Origin of the sequence: Corynebacterium neomassiliense, from assembly GCF_900626215.1 — a bacterium.
In the GTDB taxonomy this organism is placed as follows: Bacteria; Actinomycetota; Actinomycetes; order Mycobacteriales; family Mycobacteriaceae; genus Corynebacterium; species Corynebacterium neomassiliense.
The window spans coordinates 1777059-1796551 of the sequence record NZ_LR131106.1 but is presented as its reverse complement, the minus strand read 5'-3'; the positions used below and the strand labels follow the sequence as shown (position 1 = coordinate 1796551).

The 19493-nt window shown below is 68.7% G+C and carries 15 protein-coding genes; 5 read left to right on the top strand and 10 right to left on the bottom strand.

Annotated features, from left to right (window positions below; all coding sequences use genetic code 11):
• On the bottom strand, positions 1–277 hold a 277-nt coding region (locus E0E18_RS13995; RefSeq protein ID WP_130841328.1), incomplete at its 3' end, for an FAD-dependent oxidoreductase.
• Between the two features lie 63 nt (positions 278–340).
• Between E0E18_RS13995 and E0E18_RS07870 the strand changes: the two genes are divergently transcribed.
• Complete coding sequence (locus E0E18_RS07870; protein WP_130840091.1) at positions 341–1153, top strand: SDR family oxidoreductase; 813 nt, start codon at positions 341–343, stop codon at positions 1151–1153.
• On the opposite strand, the gene E0E18_RS07865 is transcribed toward E0E18_RS07870, so the two are convergent.
• Complete coding sequence (locus tag E0E18_RS07865) at positions 1143–4730, bottom strand: proline dehydrogenase family protein (RefSeq protein ID WP_130840088.1); 3588 nt, start codon at positions 4728–4730, stop codon at positions 1143–1145. The two genes, E0E18_RS07870 and E0E18_RS07865, sit on opposite strands and share 11 nt — an antisense overlap.
• Positions 4731–4895: 165 nt before the next feature.
• Here E0E18_RS07865 and E0E18_RS07860 point away from each other — a divergent pair, with 165 nt between their 5' ends.
• The gene (locus E0E18_RS07860; protein WP_130840085.1) at positions 4896–6407 is read left to right on the top strand and encodes a GntR family transcriptional regulator; all 1512 of its coding nucleotides are present in this window, start codon (positions 4896–4898) and stop codon (positions 6405–6407) included.
• On the opposite strand, the gene cydC is transcribed toward E0E18_RS07860, so the two are convergent.
• The 5 genes from cydC to E0E18_RS07835 all read right to left on the bottom strand — a co-directional run bounded on the left by cydC (position 6385) and on the right by E0E18_RS07835 (position 12914).
• Complete coding sequence (cydC, locus tag E0E18_RS07855) at positions 6385–8025, bottom strand: thiol reductant ABC exporter subunit CydC (protein ID WP_237559691.1); 1641 nt, start codon at positions 8023–8025, stop codon at positions 6385–6387. The genes E0E18_RS07860 and cydC overlap by 23 nt on opposite strands.
• Positions 8022–9617, bottom strand: a complete 1596-nt coding sequence (locus E0E18_RS07850; RefSeq protein WP_130840082.1) for an ABC transporter ATP-binding protein/permease — start codon at positions 9615–9617, stop codon at positions 8022–8024. The genes cydC and E0E18_RS07850 overlap by 4 nt, the downstream gene beginning before the upstream one ends.
• Positions 9614–10660 carry a cytochrome d ubiquinol oxidase subunit II gene (cydB, locus tag E0E18_RS07845; RefSeq protein WP_066585341.1) on the bottom strand — a complete coding sequence of 349 codons (1047 nt, stop codon included), beginning with the start codon at positions 10658–10660 and terminating at the stop codon, positions 9614–9616. Before cydB ends, E0E18_RS07850 begins: the two co-directional genes overlap by 4 nt.
• A gap of 1 nt (position 10661) precedes the next feature.
• Positions 10662–12278: a cytochrome ubiquinol oxidase subunit I gene (locus E0E18_RS07840; protein WP_130840080.1), complete on the bottom strand. Its 1617-nt coding sequence runs from the start codon at positions 12276–12278 to the stop codon at positions 10662–10664.
• Positions 12279–12644: 366 nt separating this feature from the next.
• Positions 12645–12914 (bottom strand): metal-sensitive transcriptional regulator, encoded by a 270-nt coding sequence (locus E0E18_RS07835; RefSeq protein WP_110480853.1) that lies wholly within the window; start codon positions 12912–12914, stop codon positions 12645–12647.
• An 80-nt stretch (positions 12915–12994) separates the two neighbouring features.
• On the opposite strand from E0E18_RS07835, the gene E0E18_RS07830 reads away from it, so the two are divergent.
• Entirely contained in the window at positions 12995–15160 is a 2166-nt protein-coding gene (locus E0E18_RS07830; RefSeq protein WP_174217088.1) for an MMPL family transporter, read from the top strand.
• An 8-nt stretch (positions 15161–15168) separates the two neighbouring features.
• On the opposite strand, the gene E0E18_RS07825 is transcribed toward E0E18_RS07830, so the two are convergent.
• Together E0E18_RS07825 and E0E18_RS07820 are read right to left on the bottom strand one after the other, a co-directional pair.
• Positions 15169–15585 carry a TA system VapC family ribonuclease toxin gene (locus tag E0E18_RS07825; RefSeq protein WP_078057162.1) on the bottom strand — a complete coding sequence of 139 codons (417 nt, stop codon included), beginning with the start codon at positions 15583–15585 and terminating at the stop codon, positions 15169–15171.
• On the bottom strand, positions 15585–15854 hold the full coding sequence (locus tag E0E18_RS07820) for a CopG family transcriptional regulator (RefSeq protein WP_130840078.1): 270 nt from the start codon (positions 15852–15854) through the stop codon (positions 15585–15587). Before E0E18_RS07820 ends, E0E18_RS07825 begins: the two co-directional genes overlap by 1 nt.
• 240 nt (positions 15855–16094) lie before the next feature.
• On the opposite strand from E0E18_RS07820, the gene E0E18_RS07815 reads away from it, so the two are divergent.
• Positions 16095–17096: a LysR family transcriptional regulator gene (locus E0E18_RS07815; protein WP_110480860.1), complete on the top strand. Its 1002-nt coding sequence runs from the start codon at positions 16095–16097 to the stop codon at positions 17094–17096.
• Positions 17097–17228: 132 nt separating this feature from the next.
• A complete protein-coding gene (gene ctaD / locus E0E18_RS07810; RefSeq protein ID WP_066585320.1) occupies positions 17229–18941 on the top strand; it encodes an aa3-type cytochrome oxidase subunit I in 1713 nt (570 codons plus the stop codon).
• Positions 18942–19021: 80 nt separating this feature from the next.
• On the opposite strand, the gene E0E18_RS07805 is transcribed toward ctaD, so the two are convergent.
• On the bottom strand, positions 19022–19336 hold the full coding sequence (locus E0E18_RS07805) for a YbjQ family protein (RefSeq protein ID WP_110480862.1): 315 nt from the start codon (positions 19334–19336) through the stop codon (positions 19022–19024).
• Positions 19337–19493: the final 157 nt, after the last annotated feature.

Here is a 19493-nt window from a genome sequence, read left to right as displayed (position 1 = left end):
GGACCGGCCCGCCCGGTACCCCGGGGCTGACCGGGCTGACCGGGCCGGCCGGTCCCCCCAGGTCACCGGCATCGACGAGAAGGACGTCGAGACCCCGGGTGGCGGCGTCCAGGGCGGCACCTGCGCCGGTGACACCGGCACCGATGACAAGGACATCGATCCTCTCCGGGCCACGGGCAGGATTCGCGGACCGTTCCCTGAGACCTGTGAGGTCACTCTCCCTGCGTGCTGCGTTGAGGCGGGCGGCACGGGGGTCGAAACGAGGAGTGTCAGGCATGTGTCGAGCATAAGCGGACCAGGTGCGGCAGCATCCGGGCAGCCCGGCGGTACCATCGCGGACATGAGCGCTTCAGACAGCACCGTGCCCGCTTCAGTGCCCGCGTCCGTCCCCGCATCAGGGCCCTCCCGTGCCCGCCGACTCGCCGTCGTCACCGGCGCGTCCGCGGGGATCGGGGAGGCCACCGCCCTCGCCCTCGCCGCCGACGGCTGGGACGTGGTCCTGGCTGCCCGGAGGGAGGAGAAACTCAGGCAGGTGGCGTCCCGGATCGCCGCGGAGACCCCGGACGCCACCACCCACGTCATCACCCTCGACGTCACCGACCCCGGATCCGTGGACGCCCTGGCCACCCGCGTCGCCGGGCTCGGCGGCGTGGACCTGCTGGTCAACAATGCCGGCGGTGCGCGCGGCCTCGACAGCGTCCTCGACGCCGACATCGGGGACTGGCGCTGGATGTACGAGGCGAACGTCATCGGGACACTCCAGGTCACCCGGGCCCTGTTCAGCGAGCTGAAGAAGACCGCCGCACCCCAGGTCATCAACATCGTCTCCGTCGCGGGACGGTGGGGCTACCGGGGTGGGGCGGGGTACAACGCCGCGAAGTTCGGTGAGACGGCGCTGACCGACGTGATGCGCATCGAGTTCGCCGACGAGGGAGTGCGCGTCTGCCAGATCGACCCGGGCAGGGTGGCCACCGACTTCAGCCTGAACCGGTTCAAGGGGGACGCCGGACGTGCCGGAGCGGTCTACGCCGATGTCCTCAACCTGCAGGCGGGGGACATCGCCGAGACCGTCCGCTGGGTGGCGGACCGCCCGGCGCACATGGACGTGGACACGGTGATGATCCGGCCCGTCGACCAGAACCTCAGGATCTGAGACGTCCCTGACCTGTCAGTTCCTCCGCCAGGGCGTGGAAGTCCGGGGAGGGGTTGCCGAAACGGTGCAGGGTGACCGCCAACGACTGCTCCTTCAGCCAGTAGCGCAGTTCGACCCGGCCCGAGGCGGTGACGGCGTCGTCGAGGACGGTGACGTCAGGGCGCCCCGCCAGCTCTTCCAGTGTGGTGTCGGCGACACGTCCGACGAAACGGACCCTGGCAGGCTCGTCGCCGAGGGCGTCGAAGAGCAGCAGTGAGGTGAAGGTGGCGTCGTCGACGGTGCGGGCGGGGGGAGTGCCCAGGGTGTCCGTCGCCGTCGCCAGCACCTCAGTCACCCGGGGGTCCACGGCAGGATCGGCGAGAACCTGGACCGGTGCTGCGGCGCGCCGGGCGGCGGCGAGGGTGCGTGCCACCTCCACGGCCGTGGCGTCCGCGCTGACCCGCAGCACAACCTCCGTGGGCAGGTAGCGGAAGATGTTCGCCTCACTGTGCAGGCCGGTGACGTCACGTGGTATCCCGAACTCCGTGTTCCAGGTGTCCCTGTCGTCGAGCGCGGCGGTGGTGAGCCAGGCGAGGTCGGCGTCGTCGACGGACGCGGACCGGCCCAGGGCGGTGAGGAAGGCGTCAACCGCCCCTGACGCGTCCCCGGTCACCCCGGTACCGTCACCCGGCCCTGTACCAGGATCAGGCGCCCCGGCGTCATCGGACCAGGTGCCCATGAGCATCACATAGTTCGGGCCGCCGGCCTTCGACCCCAGCCCCACCGAGGACTTCTTCCACCCGCCGAAGGGCTGGCGCCGCACGATCGCCCCGGTGATGCCCCGGTTGACGTAGGCGTTTCCCACGCGCACCTTATCCAGCCACCTGCGGACCTCGGCGACGTCCAGGCTGTGGATACCTCCGGTGAGCCCGAACTCGGTGGCGTTCTGCAGGTCCAGGGCGTCCTCCAGGGTATCGGCCCTCATCAGCCCGAGCACCGGGCCGAAAACTTCGGTGAGGTGGAAGAAGGAGCCGGGCTGCACGTTCGTCCGGATCCCCGGCGACCACAGGCGTCCCGTCCCGTCCAGCTGACGTGGGGTGACCAGCCATTCCTCACCGTCCTCGAGGGTCGTCAGCGCGCGGGTCAGTTTGTCGGAGGGCAGTTCGGTCAGCGGTCCCGTCGTCGCACGCAGATTCGTCGGCCAGTCCACGGTCAACGAAGAGGTGGCGTCCACGAGCTGGCGCAGGAAACGTTCCGAGTCGGCGACGGACCCGACGAGAATACCGAGGGACGCCGCCGAACACTTCTGCCCCGCATGGCCGAACGCCGAGGACACCAGGTCGGCGACCGCCAGGTCACGGTCGGCGGAAGGGGTGACGATGATCGCGTTCTTGCCGGAGGTCTCCCCGTTGATGCGCAGCCCGGGACGCCAGGACGAGAACATCGCGGCGGTGTCCGAGGAACCCGTGAGGATCACCCGGGAGATACCGGGGTGGCTGACCAGTGTCCGGCCGGTGGCCCGCTCGGCCGGGTACACCCCGCGCAGCAGGTCACGGGGGACACCGGCGTCCCACAGTGCCTCCAGTACCGCCATCGAGCAGTGGGGACTGGGCTTCGAGGGTTTGTGGATGACACCGGCACCGGCGGCGAGGGCGGCGAAGGTACCTCCGGCGGGGATGGCCAGCGGGAAGTTCCACGGCGGGGTCACCAGCACCACCTTGTCCGGGGTGAACCTGGCGTGACGGACCCTGTCCAGATCCTCCGCACTGTGCGCGTAGTAGCGGGCGAAGTCGACTGCCTCGGAAATCTCCGTGTCGGACTGGGCCACAGATTTTCCGACCTCGGCGGCCGCGACCGAGACCAGGTGACCACGGCGGGAGGCGAGGATGTCCGCGGCCCGGTAGAGGACTGCCGCGCGCTCATGGGCGGGCCGGGCGGCCCACCGTCCGGCGGCGGCGGTGACCGAGGCGACGAGAGGGTCGATGTCCGCCTCCGTCACGGACTCCGGTGAGGGCAGCTGGTCGAGGAACCCGGGTTCCGCGGACCGGGCGACAGCTGCGGCGGCCCAGTCCTGGTTGGCGGTGAGGGAGGGGTCGGTGTCCGGTTCACTCCGGAACCCGGGCAGCGGAGTGTCAAGGTAGCTGGTCTCCGTAAGGACCTCGGAGGAACGGTCCTGCCGGCGGTTGGGGGCCGGAGGTGTGCCGCCCTGTTCCTGCAGCAGTACCGCCAGGTCCGCCAGGGAGGACCGGAACCGGCGTTCCTCCCGGCGGAAGACGTCGTTGTCCGGGGCGATCCTGAAGATCCCGGACATGAAGTTGGTGGGGGCGGAGTTCTCCTCCAGACGCCGGACGAGGTAGGACACCGCGACGTCGAACTCGCTGGGGCGCACCGCCGGCACGTAGAGCAGCAGCTGGCCCACGTCCCTGCTCACCGCACCGGCCTGGTCACCGGCCATGCCCTGCAGCATCTCGAACTCGACCTTGTCGGAGACGCCGCGTTCGACGGACAGGAGATGCGCGAAGGCGATGTCGAAGAGGTTGTGTCCGGCCACGCCCAACCGCAGCCCGCGGAGACTGTCCCTGGTCAGGGTCCGGTGCAGGACAAGCTTGTAGTTGGCGTCGGTGGCCTCCTTGGACGGGCAGGTGACCAGCGGCCACCCCTGCATCTCGGCGTGCACCGTCTCCATCGCCAGGTTCGCACCCTTGACGAGTCGGACCTTGATCCCCGCACCCCCGGCGTCCACCCGTCGGGCGCCGAAGGCGGCCAGTTCCTCCATCGCGGCGAGGGCGTCGGGCAGGTAGGCCTGGAGAACGATGCCGGCCTCGAGGTGTTTCGTCTCCGGCAGACTCATCAGCCTCCGGAACACAGCGACGGTGAGTTTGAGGTCCCGGTACTCCTCCATGTCGAGGTTGATGAACTTCGACCCGGCGGGTGCCTTCGCCGCCTCGAGGTAGAGAGGGGTGAGCCGGTCGACGACATAGTCGACGGTGTCGCGGTAGCCCCACATGTTGATCTGGGAGGCGACGGAGGACGCCTTGACCGAGACGTAGTCGATGTCGTCCCGGGCGAGCAGTCGGCGGGTCTCCGCGAGGTGGTGGTCGGCCTCGTCCTCGCCGAGGACCGCCTCCCCGAGCAGGTTGATGTTCAGCCGGTGTCCGCCGGCGGTGAGGGTGGCGACGGCCCTGCCCAGCGGCCGGTCGTCGGCGTCGACGACCATGTGCCCGACCATGGAACGGATGCGGGACTTCGCCACCGGGACCACCACCCGGGGCAGGGTGGTGGCCAGTGCCGCACCTGCCCTGATCTGGGCACGGTCGAGGAGGGAGAGGGTTTTCGGGGTGATTTCCCCGAGGTCGGCGAGGGCTCTTGCCGCAGCGTCCGGGTCCTCGGTGCGTACCACGCGGTCGACGAACCCGACGGCGAAGTCGAGGCCCTGAGGGTCGGAGAGGACGGCGGCGAGGCGTCGGGCGGCACCGGTGCCTGCGGCTGTTCCCCGGCCTTCCGGACGGGCGGCGGTGAGCCAGGCCCGGACTTTCCCGGTGGCGGCGTCTGCCAGGCGGGTCAGCCCGGTGGTCGGGGTGGTGTTCGGGTCGGTCATGGTGGTGCCGGGCCTTTCTTCCGTGGGGTCTTCTGTGGGGGCTCTTCCGTGGGGGACTTCCCGGGGTCGGGAGTGCAGTGTGCGGCGCAGGTCCTTCCGGTGTGAAGCGGCAGTTCCGGTCTCCGGGGGGTTGTGAGTCAGAAAGGCGGGTGCGAGAATGCGGCCATGGCCACAGGAGCTCAGGCGGGTGCCGCGGCGAGAGGGCGGCCCCGGATCCAGGAACAGGCGGACGCCGTCGTCGCCGGGGTCCTCGCCGTCGCCGGGCCGCGGGTGGGCGGACACGAGTACAGCACCCGCCGCATCGCGTTGATGACCGGACTGAGCCAGACCCTGGTCAGCCGTGCGATGCGCCGGATACGGCGGGGAGGTGACCTGCTCCGGGTGGAACACGGTCACCGCAGCCTGCGGTTCTCCGCCTTCACGGTGAGTTTTCCGCGGATCAGTGTGGAATTCAGTACAGGAGGCGCCGACATGCCGGGGGAACTGCAGGCCTTCGACAGGCGGGCGACCGCGGTCATGGCGGCGCTGCGGATCTCCGGGGCGGACGCCTGGCCGACCACCCGGCGTGAACCCGGGGGCGGTGTACCCGGGGACGGAGCGGCCGGGCCCCCGGTGGACGGGGACAGTTTGGGGGCGGACACGGTACGGGTGTGCTGGGAGCCGGGACAGCAGACCTGGGAGGCGTTCCTGTCCCAGACGGCAGGCCTTCTGGAGGCCTGCGGACGCAGCGTGGACGCGGTGCCCGGGGATCTGCTCTCCGCACTGTCCGTCCGGGTCGGGCAGGGCCTGCACGGGGTGAGGTGGAGACGGTCCGACCCGGGCACAGGTCCGGGCACAGCTCCGGGTACAGGTTCAGGCACAGGCCTGCGTGCAGGCCACGCAGACCGTTACGGCGGCATGTCCGGTGAGCGAGACAGTGAACCGGTTTCTGACTCATTCAGCACAGGGTGGCAGGTTCCCGGACCAGGGTGGCAGGGGACGGCGGGAGGGGAACTCTCACCGGCTGAACAGGTCGCCGTCGCCCTGCGCAAGGAGATCACCGACTCCGGCTTCTCCGCCGGCGACCGTGTCACCGGCGGTGTCCTGGCGTCCCACATGGGCATACGGCAGTCCGTGGTGCGCGCGGCGATGCGACGTCTCGCCGACGACGGCCTGCTGGAATCCCGGGACGGTGTGTTCTCCCTGCCCCTCGTCACCGGCGCGGACATCATCGACCTCTACGCCGCGCGTCTGCAGGTCGGCACCGTCCTCCTGCGTGCCTGTGCGGCAGTGCCCCGCCACCGGCTGCTCGGCGCACAGACGGCACTGCGGATGCTGGAGGCCGCCGCAGAACGGGGGGACGCCGTGCGCGTCGACCAGGCCGACCTGTACTTCCAGCAGGAACTGGCGGAGGCGGCCGGTCTCCGCCAGTCCGCGCGCACCTTCCATTCCCTGACCCTGCGCCTGCAGATGTTCATCTCGGTGCTTCAGCTCAACTACGGTCCCGTGGTGGCCCGCATCGTCGCCGACGACCGTCAGATCATGAGTGCCCTGGTCAAAGGCAATGCCCCGGTGGCGGTGTGGACGTGGGGGTCGAAGCTCGACAATGCGGTGCGGCACATGTCGGCCGCCGCCGCGGCGGGACTCCGGTTCGACGTCCGGCTCTGGGACAGTCTCACCGGGGGTGCCGGACAATGACCACCGTGCGGCGGGTCCTGGCCCCGGGCAGTCGGGGTGCGGTGAACAGTCCCTCCAGTTCCGTGGCGCCGTCGGCGTCAAGGTGCTCGAAAGGTTCGTCGAGCAGCAGCACCGGGGCGTCGGTGAGCAGCATCCGGGCGAGCAGGAGCCGGCGGCGTTGCCCACCGGACAGACTGTCGGGACCGTCCGCCAGCACCGTGGACAGTCCGTGCGGGAGCGCGTCCACCCAGTCCCTGAGCCCCACGGCCGTGAGGGTGGCGCGCATCAGGTCGTCCGGGGCGTCCGGTGCCCCGACGGCGAGATTGTCCCGCACGGTCGTGGCGAAGACGTGGGCGTCCTCGGGCAGGTAGGAGACGGTCCGGTGCAGCAGTTCCGGGTCGAGGTCCGTGAGCGGGACCCCGTCGAGGGTCACCGTTCCGTGCAGGGGTGGGAGCAGCCCGGCGAGGGTGAGCAGCAGAGTGGTCTTGCCCGTGCCGGACGCCGCGGTGACCGTGTGGACCGTACCGAACGGCAGGTCGAGGTCCGTGATGCCCAGGACATGGTCCCGGCCGTATGCCAGGCCGACCGCCTGCAGGTGCGGGGTGTCGCCGACCGTGGCGGCGGCGCCCCCGGACGTGCCCTCTGTATCTGACGTGCCGCCGGCCCGGTCCCCGGGGGTCTCCGGACCGGTCAGTGAAGCGAGTCGGGCGGCCGCCCCCGAGGCACGGGTGGCGGCCTCCGCGGCGGCCGGGAGGACGGAGGTCGCCTCGAATGCACCTGTGGCGAGCAGCACGAGCACACCGAACCACTGGGGGGAGTGGGAGGCGTACTGGAAACCGACGGTCGCCACGACCAGCACCCCCAGCACCGTCACCGCCGAGGCGAAGGCGGACAGTCCCGCCCCGGTGGCACGCGCGGGCGCACCACTTTCCGCCGCAGCGGTGAGACCGCGGGCGGCGTCACCCGCGTGGGACAGGGCGGTGCCCAGGGTCCCCCGCACCCGCAGGGCGGCGGAACCGGTGAGCACCCGGTCCACGGACTCCGCGTAGCGGTACACGGCGTCCGCCCGTTGCCGTTCAGCGGTGCGCACCGACCTGGACACCGCCCAGGGTGCGGCGACACCGGCGATCAGCAGGCCGGCAGCCAGAACGGCTGCGGCGGGGAGCGACAGGGCGGCGGCGAAGCCGACGGCGATGACGCCGGTGACCACCGCGACCAGGGCGGGGACGACCGAACGGACGATGACGTCGGAGACGGCGTCGATGTCGTCGGTGAGTCTGGTGACCAGTTCCCCCCGTCCCAGGGCCGCGGTCCGGGACGCCGGGGCCGCCGCGAGACGGCGGTAGGCGTTCACCCTGGCGGTGGCGGCGCAGCGCAGGGCGAGCCCGTGGGCGCTGAGCCGGTCGGTGTAGCGGAACGCGGCACGGGAGATGCCGAGTGCTCGCACAGCGGTGACGGCCACGGTCAGGTCCATCACCGGCGGCATCTGCCAGGCCCGGGTGATCAGCCAGGCGGAGACGACGGTCAGGGTGAGCGACGCCAGGAGTGTCGCCGTTCCCGAAGCCACCGGTGCCACGAGGTCACGGGTCCTCAGTCCGGTGAGGGGGCGGGCGGCGGCCAGGGTACGTGTCACGTTCACGGTCTCACCTCGATGTGGTGGTCTGCTGCGGCGGTGACCAGGGGGTCGTGGGAGGCGATGAGCACCGTCGCGCCTTCCGCAGCCCGCCGGCGCAGGGCCTCGACCATGGTCCTGGCGTTGGGGGTGTCCAGGTGGGCTGTCGGTTCGTCGAGGAGCAGCAGGTCACGACCGGTCGTGCGACTGCGGTCGAGTTCGGCGTGGACCGCCGCCCGTTGCCGTTGCCCCAGGGACAGTCCGGAGGTGTCGCCGACGGCCGTGGCGTCCGCCGTGTCGAGGACAGGTCGTTGCGGCAGGTAGGAGGTCCGGTCCCAGAGTTCGGTGCCGGTGAGGCGTGGTCCGGTCCCCGGCCCTGCGGTGACCCGGGCGGTGCCGGTGACCCCGTCGGTCGCGATACCGAGCAGTGCCAGCAGGGCGGTGGTCTTCCCGGCACCGTTCGGGCCGGTCAGGACGGTGAGCTGTCCGGGGCGTGCGGTGCCGGTGACGTCGCGGGGTCGGGGGCCGTCACGTCCGGTGGCGGAGAGGTGGTCGAAGGTGACGGTCAGGCCCTGCCCGCCCTGCCCGTCCTGTGCGTCGCGTTCTTCGCTCACCCGTCCCCCGGCTTCCCCGGTCGTGCCGGGGTGTGCCGTGGTGTCCCCGTCGGAACGGGCGGTGAGGAGGGTGAGGATCCGGTCCACCGCGACGATCCCGTCGCGGGCGTCATGGAACCGGGTTCCGACCTGGCGGACAGGGTTGTACACCTCGGGGATGATGATCAGCACGGTCAGCCCGGCGGCCAGGGTCATGGACCCGTCGAGAAGACGGAACCCGATCCCCACGGCGACGAGGGCGATCGACAGTGTCGCGAGGAACTCCAGGACCATCGAGGACAGGAATGCGATACGCAGCACCTCCACGGTGGAACGACGGTGTCGGTCGGACAGTCGCCGGACCTCGGCGACGGGGGCGGAGAGACGCCCCAGTGCGCGCAGGGTCGGCAGGCCGGTGACCAGGTCGAGCAGCTGGTCGGACAGGACGCCGAGGGTCATGAGCTTCTTTTCCGTGCGCCCGGCGGTGAGAGTGCCGACAAGCCACATGAACACCGGTATCAGCGGCAGGGTGACCACGGCGACTATCGCGGACCCGGCGTCCAGGAACCACACCACCAGCAGGACCGCGGGGGTCGCCAGGGCGGTGGACATCAGGGCCGGCAGGTAGCCGGTGAGGTAGGGGCCCAGGCCCTCCGTCCCTTCGGTGAGGAGGGTGCGCCATTCCGCCCGGTCCACGGTCCGGGGATCGCGGTGGGCCAGCATCGTCAGTGCCCGGACCCGGAGGTCTTCGGTGGCCTGCGCCGCGGCACGGTGACTGTAGCGCTGTTCCACCCAGGCGAGTGCGGTGCGGGCGATGACGAGGAGAGCGAGGACGCCGAGCGCCGCCCGGTGGTCGGCGAGACCCGTACCGTCGGTGATGACGGAGGCTGAGGTCCGCCCGACGATGATGCCGGAGATCACCAGCGCGACCGTCCGCAGGGCCGTCACCACGGCGAGGACGGCGGTCCACCTCCGGGTCGGACCGGACAGCTGCAGCAGTCGGGGGTCGACCGGGCCTCTGCTCATGACTGTGGTGTTCCGGTGACCGGCGCCGAGGTGACGCGCCTGCGGAACACCCAGTAGGTCCATCCCTGGTAGGCGAGGACGAGCGGGACCATGAACAGGGCCGACCAGGTCATCACGGTCAGCGTGTAGTCGGCGGAGGAGGCGTTGCGGATGTCCAGGCCCACCCCGTCCGCCAGGGTGGTGGGCATCAGCCACGGGTACAGGGAGCCGAAGAGCAGGACGACAGTGGAGATCACGGTGACGGCGGTGGAGATGAAGGCTGTCGCGTCACGGTCGCGGAGCATCGCGAGGACCCCGAGGAGCACGCCGGCGACGGCGAGGACGGTGACCGCCCAGGTCCAGTTCTTGCCGTGGGCGAGCTGGGTCCACAGGATGAACGCTCCACCGGTGACCGCGGCGAGGACGGTGACGGGGACGACGGCCCGGGTGGTCCGCTGCCGGAGGTCACCGGCGGTGCGCAGACGCAGGAAGCTCAGACCGTGCATGAGGAAGACACAGGTGAAGGCGGCGCCGCCCAGCAGCGCATAGGGGTTGAGCAGTCCGATGAGGGTGGACAGTCCGCTGTCCATGTTCTGGTCGGCGTCCAGGGGGACGCCGCGGACGAGGTTGGAGAAGGCCACACCCCACAGGACCGGCGGGAGCCAGGAGGAGACGGTGACGGTCAGGTCGCAGCGCCGCCTCCAACGCAGGGTGTCGACCTTTCCTCTCCATTCCAGGGCCACGGCCCGGAGGATCAGTGCGACGAGGATGAGGAACAGGGGCAGGTAGAAGCCGGAGAACAGGGCGGCGTACCAGCCGGGGAAGGCGGCGAACAGGGCACCGCCGGCGGTGATCAGCCAGACTTCGTTGCCGTCCCACACCGGTCCGATGGTGCGGACGGCGCCGGTGCGCGCGGCGTCCGCGGCGGCGGGGGAGTCGGTGCGGCGTGAGGTGAACGGCAGGAGCATTCCGACGCCGAAGTCGAAACCTTCGAGCAGGAAGTAACCGGCGAAAAGCACGGTGACGAGGATGAACCAGAGGACGGGGAGGTCGAGGGCGGACATGTCAGAACTCCTTTCCGGAGCCGGTGGCGCTGAAGCGGACGGGTTCCGGACCGTCCCCGGAACCGGTCGTGGCGTCCTTCCCGGTGAGCCCGAATCCGGCGCCGACGGTGGCGGCCGGGTTCGGCCCGTCCTCCGGGGGAGGGCCGGCGAGGATGACACGGCGGATCAGCCAGAACCAGATCACCGCCAGTGCCGCGTAGAGCAGGGTGAATCCGACAAGGGTGACGATCACGGTCCAGGGTGCGTGGTCGGAGACACCCATGTCCACCGTCAGCCGGATCATCTCGGTGCGGGAATCGCCGACGGAGTCGGGGTTGGGGTGGACCACCCAGGGTTGGCGTCCCATCTCGGTGAAGATCCACCCGGCGGAGTTCGCGAGGAAGGGGGTGGGGATCGCGATGAGGCAGATCCAGCTGAACAGGGTGCCGGCGCGGCCCTCGGGGACCCGGCCTCTGCGGGTGAACCACCAGCTGGCGGCGAGGAGCGCGACGGAGCCGGCGAGGAGGCCGATCATCGCCCGGAACGCCCAGTAGGTCACGAAAAGGTTGGGGGAGTAGTTGCCTGCGCCGTAGAGCATCTCGGATTCGCGCTGCAGGTCCTCCACACCCTGCAAGGTGACGCCGTTGAACTTCCCTTCGGCGAGGAACGGCAGAACCCAGGGAACCTCGATGAGGTGGATGACGGACTCACAGTTGTTGTGGGTTCCGATCGTGAGCACGGAGAACATGGGGTCGGTCTCGGTGTGGCAGAGGGACTCCGCGGACGCCATCTTCATCGGTTGCTGGACGAACATGAGTTTCGCCTGCGTGTCACCGGTGAGGAACACGGCAATCGTCGAGACGAGGGTGGTCCACCAGGCCAGCCGGTGGGCGGGGCGGTGCAGGTCGTGGCGGTCCTCGTCACGACCGCTGTCACGACCGCCGTCATGACCGCCGTCACGGCCGTTGTCGGTGATCTCGCCGCTGTCCAGGAGTGCTTTGCGGGAGCGGTGGTCACGGACCATCCACCAGCCGGTGATGCCGAGGACGAAGGTGCCGGCGGTGAGAAGTGAACCTGCCACGGCGTGCGGGAACGCGGCCAGTGCGGTGGGGTTGGTCAGCAGGGCGACGATGTCGGTGAGTTCCGCCCGGCCGGTGTCGGGGTTGTACTCGGCACCGACAGGGTGCTGCATGAAGGAGTTCGCGACGATGATGAAGTAGGCGGAGAGGTTCACCGCCACCGCGACGATCCAGATGGATGCGGTGTGCATCCACCCGGGAATCTTCCCGGCCCCGAAGATCCACAGCCCGAGGAAGGTGGATTCGAGGAAGAAGGCGATGAGGCCCTCGAGGGCGAGCGGCCCGCCGAAGACGTCACCGACCATGCGGGAGTAGTCGGACCAGTTCATCCCGAACTGGAACTCCTGCACGATGCCGGTCGCCACTCCCATGGCGAAGTTGATGAGCAGGACGGTTCCGAAGAACCGTGTGGCGCGGTACCAGGCGGGGTTCTTCGTGACCTGCCAGAAGGTCTGCATGGCGGCGACCATGGGTGCCAGGCCGATGGTGAGTGGGACGAAGATGAAGTGATAGACGGTGGTGATGCCGAACTGCCACCGTGAAATGTCTACGACATCCATGTGTTGTGCTCCGGTCAGAGAGTCGGGAAAGCGCCGGGTGGGGCGCCGGGTGGGACGTCAGCGGGGTCAGTCAGTGAATCAGCTGCGGGTCGGACAGTGAACTCAGGTGTGGTCTCGGTCGTGGTCTCAGGTGTGGTTTCAGTTGTGGTGCAGTCGGGGACGCAGGTGCGTCTGCTGACGTCTGTACTCCACTGGTCGGAGCGTTCGGGTCGGAAGTTCCTGGCGGGGGTGGTGAACCGGCTCAGGGGGTGCATTTTCCGATTATACCTGCAGGTCGCCGTGTTTTCGGGCCTGGCCGGGGTGACAGATGTGACAGACGGCCGGCACGGTGACAGCGGTGACAGGAGGGCGGCGGAGTGCTGTCGGTCAGGACAGGGAGAGGAACATCTTCTCCAGCTGTTCCTCGGACAGTTCGGGGCGCTCCCCGCGTTCGGCGGAGCGGATGCATTCGCGCATTCCGCCGGAGATGATCTTGACCCCCGCCCTGTCCAGTGCCCGGGACACTGCGGCGAGCTGGGTGACCACCTCCCGGCAGTCGCGTCCCTGTTCGAGCATGTCGATGACCCCGTTGAGCTGACCGCGGGCCCGCTTCAGCCGGGCGAGTGCTGCTGAGGTCGTGTCGTCGTTGAGTCTCATGGTTGCGAGCTTATACCCCTCCGGGTATTGTCGTGCCGCACGCATACCCCCTGGGGTATATCGACCATCGGAGGAGACCAGTGACCGCACAACAGACAGACACACCACCGCACACCACGACCACCCCACCCGACGCCCCCGGTGCCCTCGCCCGCTGGGGAACCTGGGCGGCCCGCCACATCAGGCCGGTCCTCGGCGTCTGGCTGCTCATCCTCGTCGGCCTCGGTGCCGCCGCCCCCTCCGTGTTCAGCTCCCTGGCGGGAGCCGGATGGCAGGCCGACGGTTCCGAATCCGTCGCCGTGCGTGACCTCGCCCAGGAACACTTCGGCGGCAACACCTCCTCCGCCGTCCAGGTCGTCATCCACACCGGGGACGGGACCGTCGGGGACGCCACCACCACCGGCATCATCGACCGGGCCACCGAACTGCTCGCCGCAGACGACCGCATCGCGGAGATCATGCCCCCGACCCCCGGCGTCACCGTCAGCCAGGACGGGAAGACCGGCATCCTCGTCGCCGGCGCCGCCGCCGACACCGACGACATGGTCCGACTCGCCGACGACCTCTCCGACAGCATCACCGCGCTGGCGACAGAAGGCACGGAAGTCTTCCCCACCGGCCAGTCGATGCTGTGGAGCGACTTCAACCACGCCAACCACGACGCCATGATGAAGGCCGAGATGATGTCCTGGCCCGTGACACTGCTCATCCTCGTCATCGCCTTCGGCAGTCTCGTGGCCGCGGGACTGCCGCTGATGCTGACCATCGCCGGCCTCGTCGCATCCGCCGGAGCCCTGGTCCTGCTCAACAGTGTCACCCCGATCTCCGTGTGGGCCATGAACTTCGCGCTGATGTTCGCTCTCGCCCTCGGTATCGACTACGCGCTCTTCCTCGTGGCACGCTTCCGTGACGCCCTGCGGTCCCGGCCGGACGCCCCGGACGCAGCGGCCGCCGTCGGTGAAACCTACGGGACCGCTGGCAAGGCCGTCCTGCTGTCCGGCCTGACCGTGCTGGTCAGCCTGTCCGCCGTGCTGCTGGTCCCCGCCCCGGCGGTGCGCACCATGGCCGTGGGGATCATGCTCGCCGTGGTCTTCGTGCTCGCGGCGTCCTTCACCCTCCTGCCGGCCGTTCTCGGGGCCCTCGGCACCAGGGTCAACGCGGTCTCCCTGCCCTACGCGAAGAAGCAGGAGCACCGGTCACCGCTGTTCGCCCGGTGGGCGGGCATCCTGCGCAGACGTCCGGTGCTGGCCGTTGTCGGGTCCGGAGCGCTGCTGGTGCTCGCCTGCCTTCCGGTGTTCGGACTGAAGGTGGCGATGCCCTCGATCGCGGTCGTCCCCGAGGACGCCCCGGTCCGGCAGGGCTATCACCTCGTGCAGGACGCCATGGGTGAAGGCGCGCCGGGCATGCTGCAGATCATCGTCGACGACGGGGACGCCGCCGAGGCGTCACGGACCGCGGCGCAGACCGCGGGCATTGGCGCGGTGACCCCCGCGGCGCCCGCCTCCGACGACTCCGGACTGACGATGTTCCAGGCCGTCCCCGAGGTCGACCCCTCGGACAGTGCGATGAACGGGATCCTCGCCGACCTGCGGGAGCACCTTCCGGAATCGGCGCTGGTCGGTGGTGCCCCGGCGGAGAACATCGACCTGCAGGACGCCCTCGACCGGTGGTTCCCCGTGATCGTCGGGATCATCCTCGTCCTCGGATTCCTCCTGCTGCTCATCGCCCTGAGGGCCCCGCTGACCGCCCTGGTGGGAACGGTCGTCAGCCTCCTGTCCACCGGCGCCGCCTTCGGGGTCGCCCGGCTGATCTTCCAGGACGGGCACCTGTCCGGGCTGCTGGGATTCGAACCCCAGGGCTTCCTCGACGGATGGGGACCGGTGTTCTTCTTCGCCATGATCTTCGCCGTGGCCATGGACTACACGGTGTTCCTGCTGGCCACGGTGAAAGAGCACAGGGAACGCACCGGGGACGCCACCACCGCCGTGACCGAGGGCATGGCACACTCCGGCCGCATCATCTTCGCTGCCGCAGCGGTGATGGTCGCCGTGTTCTTCACCTTCGCACTCGCTGAACCACTGCCGCCGAAGGAAATGGGGGTGATCCTCGGAGTTGCGGTGCTGCTGGATGCGCTCCTGGTCCGCCTGGTGCTGCTGCCGGCGCTGATGCTCCTGGCGGGGGAGGCGGCGTGGTGGTGCCCCGCATGGCTGCGCCGGATCCTGCCGGACATCAGCTTCTCGCACTAGCGGGCAGGTCAGCTCCAGACCTCGACGAACCTGCGGTCCGCGGGAACCAGTGAGTCCCTCACCGCGGCGTCGAACGTTGCAAGGCGGGTGTTGTGCGCTGCCGCGATGTTCACGAGCTGGAGGTCAGTGACCTGGCGCCGCCCCATGAGGACGCGGGTGTCGATCACGGGGTCGGACAGGGACCTGTCGTCGGGAATGAACGACCAGCCGGGCACCTGCCGGATCGCCTGCAGCTGGCCGAGGGCCTCCCGGCCGGGTACCCGCCGTCCGACGACCTTCTCCGTCAGCAGGAGCCGGACGAGGCCGGCTTCGGTGACCGGACAGGTGCTCCAGCTGGAAAGCCCGCTGAAGCGAGCGTGGGCGATCTCGTGGTGGATGTGCTGGTCCCAGGTAAGGGCGAGAAGCACGTTGACGTCCAGGAGCATCAGAGGTGGTCTTCCGGTTGGTCTTCCCGGTGGTCTTCCGGTTCCGGATCCTGGTCCCGGAACGTGGCCACGAGATCATCGGTCACCGGGTGGGCGGGGTCGCCGTGGAGAACGGGGAATCCTGACCGGGTACTGTGCACCGCCCGGACGGGGCGTAGCCCGGCGAGGGCGAGTTCAGACACCGCTCTGCCCAGGGAGATGTGCTCGGCCGCCGCTTTGGCCCTGGCGGCACTCAGGACGGTGGGGTCGAGATCAATGGTGGTGCGCATAGCCGCATCATAGCATCATGATGATCGGAGAATCTGCAGGAACCTTTCATGCAGAGAACTGGTCACCCGCTTCTTCTTCGGCAGCTCCCGGACTGCCCCGCGTCGCATCCGGGTTCCGGGTCCGCGGGGGGGGCAGTACACCGACACTTCCCGTCTGTTCCCCAGTGACGCTTATGGCAGTCACGGTCATCTACCGGTATTCTCGCGGGTCCCGGCACAGCAACCTAGGTTGGAAGAATTATGAACGGTCGTCTGTCCCTGGAATCGCTGCGCTACGCCGACGCTGTCGCCGACGCAGGATCCTTCAGCTCCGCGGCGCGCAGGTTCGGAGTCACCCAGCCCGCGCTCTCGTCCAGCATCGCGAAACTCGAGGAGTACCTCGGAGGTCGCCTGTTCCTCCGCAATCCGCGGGGCACCTCACCCACAGCTTTCGGACGGGCCGTCCTGCCACGGATCCGCCAGGTCATCATCGACCTGGAGAGGGTGGAGAACGAGGCTGAGGCTTTCGCCAGCCAGGGGCACGGCACCATCCGCATCGGAACGTCACCGCAGATCGAGAAGGCGCTCGTCGCGAAACTGCGGGGCATCATCTACGGCCCGGAGGCGTACGGACCGGACTCCGGCTCTCCGGCGCGGGACGCCACCCTCCTGGAATCCGAGCTCGACCAGCTCGAGGAGTATCTGCAGATGGGCGTCCTCGACATGATCCTCGTCCCTGCGCTGGGGCTCCTCCCCTCGTACAGTCACCGGCTCATCAACTCCGACTACCTGGTGCTCGTCGACCCGGATGCCCCGCACGGGCACGCCCCCGGGGAGCTGGAACCGGTCACCGTGCGGGAACTGGCGGAGAAGGAACTCATCCTCTCCCGTAACGGCTGCGGAATCACCCGCACCGTCACAGCACTCATGGACGAGGCAGGACTGCAGCTCAACCAGGCGGAGATCGAGGTGGCGAACTGCTCCACCCTGTTCAGCTGGGTGGGACGTGGGATGGGGTCGGTGGTGCTCCCGGAACGCAACGTGGCCCCCGGAACTCCGGTGCGCAGAATCATCCGCGACGACGGCACCTGCGCCGAAATGTTCAACGAGATGATCTGGGACCCGGGTTCGCAGGACGCCGTGTACCTCGAGGGACTGTCGCAGCGGCTGGCCGCACCGCAGACCGCTGACCAGGGAAAAGACCCCGCGCAGACGATTCCCCAGTGGGCGGCGGGGACCGGCTCACATAACCGCAACCACTAGCCCCATAACGAAAGCCCCCCTACCTGGGGGGATAGGACGCTCCTAACGTCAGTGTCAGACACTTGCGGTGAACTGTCCCCGTTTCCACAACCGGGGCGCTGACGCTCACCGCTCGCACCAGGAGGTACGACAATGACAGCGGTAGCACCGCGGGAGGATACGGCCGGACGGCCGTCCGCAGCTCCCGCCAGGCCCGAGCCCCAGGGCGGCAGGTCGCTGAAAGGCAACCACGCCCTGACGATCCTGACGACCACCGACCACAAGCAGCTCGGGATCATGTACATCATCATGTCCTTCTGCTTCTTCTTCGCAGGGGGCCTTATGGCCCTGCTGATCCGGCTGGAACTGTTCCACCCGGGCATGCAGTACCTGTCCAACGAGCAGTTCAACCAGCTGTTCACCATGCACGGCACGGTGATGCTGCTGCTCTACGGGACCCCGGTCGTGTGGGGGTTCGGCAACTACATGATCCCGTTGCAGATCGGCGCCCCTGACGTCGCCTTCCCCCGTCTCAACGCCTTCGGCCTGTGGATCACCGCCTTCGGAGGCATCATCATGCTCTCCGGGTTCCTCACCCCCGGCGGCGCCGCCGACTTCGGCTGGACGATGTACATGCCCCTGGCGGACGCCATCCACAGCCCCGGGGTCGGGTCGAACCTGTGGATCGTCGGCGTGGGGATGACAGGTGTGGGCACCATCGCCTCGGCCATCAACATGATGACCACGATCCTGTGCCTGCGTGCACCGGGCATGACCATGTTCCGGATGCCGATCTTCACCTGGGAGATCCTGGTCACCTCCCTGCTGTCCCTGCTGATCTTCCCGCTGCTCACCGCGGCAGCTCTCGGCGTCCTGTACGACCGGTTGTTCGGGGGCCACATCTTCGACCCCGCCAACGGCGGCGGCGTCCTGTGGCAGCACCTGTTCTGGTTCTTCGGCCACCCCGAGGTCTACGTCCTGGCACTGCCGTTCTGGGGAATCGTCTCGGAGATCTTCCCGGTGTTCAGCCGTAAGCCGATGTTCGGGTATATCGGGCTGATCTTCGCCAGCCTCAGTGTCGCCGCACTGTCGCTGAGCGTGTGGGCGCACCACATGTTCGTCACCGGTGCGGTGCTGCTGCCGTTCTTCTCCTTCATGACCTTCCTCATCGCCGTGCCGACCGGCCTGAAATTCTTCAACTGGCTGGGCACGATGTGGAAGGGCCGGATCACCTTCGAGACCCCGATGATCTTCGCCCTCGGGTTCTTCGCGACCTTCCTCTTCGGCGGCCTCACCGGCGTCATGCTGGCCTCCCCGGCACTGGACTTCCACCTGTCGGACACGTACTTCGTGGTCGCGCACTTCCACTACACCCTGTTCGGGACGGTGGTCTTCGCCTCCTACGCCGGCGTCTACTACTGGTTCCCGAAGATGACCGGCCGCATGATGAACGAGAAGCTGGGCAAGATCCACTTCTGGCTGACGTTCATCGGCTTCCACACCACATTCCTGGTGCAGCACTGGCTCGGCAACATGGGCATGCCCCGGCGCTACGCCGACTACCTGGACTCGGACGGCTTCACCACCCTGAACCAGGTCTCGACCATCGGCGCACTGATCCTGGGTGTCTCGGTCCTGCCGTTCATCTGGAACGTGTTCAGCTCCTGGCGTTACGGTGAGATCGTCACCGTCGACGACCCCTGGGGTTACGGCAACACCCTGGAGTGGGCGACCTCCTGCCCGCCCCCGCGGCACAACTTCGACTCCCTGCCGAAGATCCGTTCCGAGCGGCCCGCCTTCGAGCTGCACTACCCGCACATGGTCACCCGGATGCGCGAGGAAGCGCACGTCGGCGGTCACTTCTAGGCCACTTCTAGGCCACTTCCAGGGGTGCCGGGACGCCTGGTCCAGGTCCGGGGTGTCCGGGGTCGGGTCGGGTCCGGGGTTCAGAACCTGACAGCGGTTCCGGACGCCGTGACCATGACCATCCCGCCCTGGCCGAGGGACTCGTAGTCGATCTTCACACCGATGACGCCCTCAGCACCGAGTTCGATGGCGCGCTGCACCATCTCACCGAGAGCCTGCTCACGGGCGTTGACGATCTCGGTTTCATAGCCGGCGGAACGCCCTCCGACGAGGTTGCGGAAGCCTGCGCCGATGTCCTTGAACATGTTGATGCCCACGACAGTCTCTCCGGCGACGATGCGGACATACTCGCGGACAGGGTGTCCGTCCACGGTGGCAGTGGTGGTCACGATCATGGTGGGGCTCCTCGGTGTTCTGGCCGCGTTGTGTGATGTGGCTCCGGTGATGTGCACTAATGCCCGAGTTTACGGTGGAGGGGTGGTTCCGGGCGGAGGGTGGGTCAGAACCAGCGGAGGACCCTGGTGCATGTCCCAGTGACGGCAGCTGTCAGTC

Excerpts from the sequence above, each read along its gene's own strand:
- cydB (WP_066585341.1), bottom strand. The coding sequence starts at position 10,660 with ATGTCCGCCCTCGACCTCCCCGTCCTCTGGTTCATCCTCGTCACCGTG.
- E0E18_RS07835 (WP_110480853.1), bottom strand. The coding sequence starts at position 12,914 with ATGAGACTCAACGACGACACGACCTCAGCAGCACTCGCCCGGCTGAAG.
- E0E18_RS07870 (WP_130840091.1), top strand. The coding sequence starts at position 341 with ATGAGCGCTTCAGACAGCACCGTGCCCGCTTCAGTGCCCGCGTCCGTC.
- ctaD (WP_066585320.1), top strand. The coding sequence starts at position 17,229 with ATGACAGCGGTAGCACCGCGGGAGGATACGGCCGGACGGCCGTCCGCA.
- E0E18_RS07850 (WP_130840082.1), bottom strand. The coding sequence starts at position 9,617 with ATGAGCAGAGGCCCGGTCGACCCCCGACTGCTGCAGCTGTCCGGTCCG.
- E0E18_RS07820 (WP_130840078.1), bottom strand. The coding sequence starts at position 15,854 with ATGCGCACCACCATTGATCTCGACCCCACCGTCCTGAGTGCCGCCAGG.
- E0E18_RS07805 (WP_110480862.1), bottom strand. The coding sequence starts at position 19,336 with ATGATCGTGACCACCACTGCCACCGTGGACGGACACCCTGTCCGCGAG.
- E0E18_RS07865 (WP_130840088.1), bottom strand. The coding sequence starts at position 4,730 with ATGACCGACCCGAACACCACCCCGACCACCGGGCTGACCCGCCTGGCA.
- E0E18_RS07840 (WP_130840080.1), bottom strand. The coding sequence starts at position 12,278 with ATGGATGTCGTAGACATTTCACGGTGGCAGTTCGGCATCACCACCGTC.
- E0E18_RS07825 (WP_078057162.1), bottom strand. The coding sequence starts at position 15,585 with ATGCTCCTGGACGTCAACGTGCTTCTCGCCCTTACCTGGGACCAGCAC.
- E0E18_RS07860 (WP_130840085.1), top strand. The coding sequence starts at position 4,896 with ATGGCCACAGGAGCTCAGGCGGGTGCCGCGGCGAGAGGGCGGCCCCGG.
- E0E18_RS07815 (WP_110480860.1), top strand. The coding sequence starts at position 16,095 with ATGAACGGTCGTCTGTCCCTGGAATCGCTGCGCTACGCCGACGCTGTC.